Here is a 3054-nt window from a genome sequence, read left to right as displayed (position 1 = left end):
TTCATGCAGGGTGCATTGGGGCAGCCGGTGCGGCTCGGCCGCCCGCCGCAGCTCGCCGGCATGCCCGAGGCGCACCACGCGCCGGGCTTCGCGACGCTGGCGGGCCTGTGCCTCTACGCCGCCGACGACCCGGTCGATATCCGCGCGGTGGGTGCGGGACGCGCCGGGGTCTACCGCGCCTTCTCGCGCGAGAGCGGGTTGTGGGCGCTGGTCACGCGCTTGTTCCGGGCGCTGAAGGAATATTTCTGACCCGCCGCGCGGGCGCTTTACGCCGCGGCATCGCGCGTTTTTTGTGCCCCGATGCTGTGGATAAGGGTTCTGCCGCTATAAAATGTGAACGATGATTATGTCACAGACGATAAATGCGCGGGGGGAGGTGCAAAAATCCCGTCCCTGCGCCTGGAGGACCAGCTCATGAGCATCAATATCGGACCCGCAGCGAGCGACGACCTGCGCCCCCGCATCACTGTCATCGGCATCGGCGGGGCCGGCGGCAACGCGATCGCCAACATGATCGCGGCCGAGATCGAGGGCGTCGAGTTCATCGTCGCCAACACCGACGCGCAGGCCTTGAGCACCTCGCCGGCCGAAAAGCGCATCCAGCTCGGGCCCGACATCACCGGCGGCCTCGGCGCGGGCGCGCGGCCCGAGGTGGGCAAGGCCGCAGCGGAAGAAACCGTGGCCGAGATCGAGAAGGCGCTCGAGGGCGTCAACATGTGCTTCATCGCGGCGGGCATGGGCGGGGGCACCGGCACCGGCGCCGCGCCCGTGATTGCCGAGGCCGCGCGCCGCATGGGCGTGCTGACCGTGGGCGTGGTGACCAAGCCCTTCCTGTTCGAAGGCACGCGCCGGATGCGCGCTGCCGAAGCGGGGATCGAGGAGCTCCAGCAGCACGTCGACACGCTGATCGTCATTCCCAACCAGAACCTGTTCCTGGTCGCCAAGGCGGAAACCACCTTCAAGGAAGCCTTCCAGCTCGCCGACGAGGTGCTCCAGCAGGGCGTGCGCTCGATCACCGACCTGATGGTCATGCCCGGCCTGATCAACCTCGACTTCGCCGACGTGCGTTCGGTCATGAGCGAGATGGGCAAGGCGATGATGGGCACCGGCGAGGGCGAGGGCGAGAACCGCGCGCTCGACGCGGCGGAGCAGGCGATTGCCAACCCGCTGCTCGACGGCGTCAGCATGGCCGGCGCCAGGGGCGTGATCATCTCGATCATCGGCGGCGAGGACATGCGCCTGCTCGAGGTCGACGAGGCCGCCAACCACATCCGCGAACTCGTCGACGAGGACGCGAACATCATCTGGGGCTCGGCTTTCAATCCCGACCTCAAGGGCAAGATCCGCGTCTCGGTGGTGGCGACCGGCATCGAGCAGAGCGCCATCGGCCAGTCCGAGCGCAGCCAGTCGATCTCGCTCGGCGCGGCGCGCGCGCCCAAGCGGCCGGTGCTCGAACTGTCGGACGACGACGGGTTCGGCGCCGCCGCACCTGTCGCCGCGCCCGAACCCGCCCCCGCGCCGACCTTCGATCTGGGCAGCCCGGCGGCGAGCGCCTCGGGCGGCTATGACGAGGACGACACGCTCGATCTGGGCGAGGCCGAAGAGGACGAGGCCGAGGCCGCGGCCGCACCCTTCGAGCTCACCGGCATGCAGGCCGGGGAGAGCTATGGCGACGAATACGAGGACGATGTCGACGAGATCGTCGATCCGCTCGCGGGCCTGCGCGGCGCGGAAGATGCGGGGGCCTATGGCTACGGCGCGGGCACCCCGGCCGGGGCGGGCGACGCGGGCGAGCTCGAGCTCGATGACGGCTATGCCACCTACACCGATGCCGAGGACGATGCCGACGTCCGGGGTCCGGCGCAGGACGATCTCCTCGCCAGCGCCGACCGCTTGGCCGCCGAAGACCGTCCGGTCGAGGCGCGGCTCGGCGGCGGGCGGCGCCGCGGGCTGCTGGGCGGCGACACCGGCGGCGGCGCGGGCGGCGGCGGGGCCGGTGCGGGCAGCACGCTGTTCGAGCGCATGGCCAACCTGTCGCGCAGCACGGCGCGGGACGAGGACGAGGACGAGGAGGGCGAGGACAGCCCCGCGCTCAGCATCCCGCGCTTCCTCGGCCGCCAGAACAACCAGTAAACGCGCGCCCGCCGCGCTGCGTCGCAACCCCGCTGGCAGGCGGCGGTGGGTTTGATAGGGCACGCATGATGGTGTCGCGCATTCCTGTCCTTTGTGCTCTGGCCCTCGGCGCCGCGGGGCTGCCCGCGGGCGGCGCGGCGGCACAGGAGGTCGTTTCGCAGCCGGTGGTGCAGGCGCTGCCGTCCGCCGAAGTCCAGCGATTGAACCGCGCGCTGGTCGCGCTCGCCAAGACCCCGCGTGATCGCGCGGCACTGGTCGAGGCGGGGCAGGCTGCGCTGGGTGTCGACGATCTCGAGGCCGCGATCGGTTTTTTCGGGCGTGCCGCCGATGTCGAGTCCGGACACCCCGACGTCGCGCTCGGCCTCGGCGCGGTCTATCTGCGCGCCGGCCGCGCGGGCGAGGCGCTGCTCCAGTTCGACCGCGCGCTTGCCGCCGGAGCGGACGAGCGCAGCGTTCTGACCGACCGCGCGCTGAGCCTCGACCTGGTGGGCGAGGGGGCGGCGGCGCAGACCGCCTATCTCCGTGCGCTCGAACTCGATCCGGCCAATGACGAAGCGCGGCGGCGGCTGGCAGTGAGCTATGCGATCGCCGGCAACCGCGCACGCTTCGAGGACACCCTGCGCCCGCTGCTCGACCGCCGCGACCTCGCCGCCCAGCGCGCCCGCGCCTTCGGTCTTGCGATCATGGGCGAGAGCGACCGCGCCGGAGCGATCGTCGAGCAGGTGATGCCGCGCGACATCGCGACCCGCCTGGTGCCCTATCTCGGCTACATGCCGCGCCTCACGAAGCAGCAGCAGGCGGCGGCCGCCAATCTCGGGATCTTCCCGCGCTCCGCCGACATCGGGCGCGATGATCCGCGCCTCGCGCGATTCGCCGCCGAGGAGCGCGCCGACAGTCGCCTCGCGCCCGCAGGCCCGCCAC

General features: G+C 71.5%; 2 protein-coding genes and 1 pseudogene. All 3 read left to right on the top strand.

From position 1 onward, the window contains the following. Positions 1–249 (top strand): annotated as a pseudogene (locus AX692_RS20050) (cell division protein FtsA); the annotation flags it as partial. Between the two features lie 165 nt (positions 250–414). Next, positions 415–2133: a cell division protein FtsZ gene (gene ftsZ, locus AX692_RS06875; protein WP_073974706.1), complete on the top strand. Its 1719-nt coding sequence runs from the start codon at positions 415–417 to the stop codon at positions 2131–2133. A gap of 65 nt (positions 2134–2198) precedes the next feature. Further along, the coding region (locus tag AX692_RS06870) for a tetratricopeptide repeat protein (RefSeq protein ID WP_196491775.1) at positions 2199–3054 on the top strand (856 nt) is incomplete at its 3' end.

The sequence above is a fragment of the Erythrobacter donghaensis genome (genome assembly GCF_001557325.1).
GTDB lineage: Bacteria > Pseudomonadota > Alphaproteobacteria > Sphingomonadales > Sphingomonadaceae > Erythrobacter > Erythrobacter donghaensis_B.
Note: the sequence above shows the minus strand (reverse complement) of the source record. Positions and strands in the feature narration are given on the sequence as shown.

Coding starts and splice junctions, on each gene's coding strand:
- ftsZ (WP_073974706.1), top strand. CDS start 415: ATGAGCATCAATATCGGACCCGCAGCGAGCGACGACCTGCGCCCCCGC.